At 72.0% G+C, this 479-nt stretch carries 1 protein-coding gene; it reads right to left on the reverse strand.

Translation table 11 applies throughout. From position 1 onward, the window contains the following. On the reverse strand, positions 1–287 hold a 287-nt coding region (locus C667_RS26265; protein ID WP_211207753.1), incomplete at its 3' end, for a hypothetical protein. Positions 288–479 lie beyond the last annotated feature (192 nt).

Here is a 479-nt window from a genome sequence, read left to right on the forward strand (position 1 = left end):
TCGGGCACGGTCGGCGCGGTCCTTACTTCAACAGGCGGGGCCGGCGGCGGGGAACCCTGATGCGTCACTTCCTGGCGTCGCGCGCGGTAGCGGCGCTGGCGTTGCGCGTGCGCCAGGCGCCCCGCAAAGCTCGCCTGGTAGCGCGTGCCGGCTGCCCGCAGCGAGGCCGCGCGGGCACGCTGGGCGCAGCCGGCGGCGCAATAGCGCTGCCCCCGATCACAGTGGCTGCAGATCAGCACTGCCGCGCGGCACGCGGCACAGAGATAGCGTCGTCCGGTCGACTCCATGGGCCTTGAGGCCCGTGGGAGACTCGACGCCAGCGCCCACTTCGTGAAAGACTACGGGCGCAACGACCGCGCAGCCTTGCGCGGGTGTGGGGCGCGACACTGGGGATGACTTGGCGGTTTGAGCCGGTGTCGCGCCTGCGTTGCCACAGGCCGAGCCCGATTGTGCGCGCATCGGCCACTCGGGTGCCAAAC

Source organism: Thauera phenylacetica B4P (assembly GCF_000310225.1).
Lineage (GTDB): Bacteria > Pseudomonadota > Gammaproteobacteria > Burkholderiales > Rhodocyclaceae > Thauera > Thauera phenylacetica.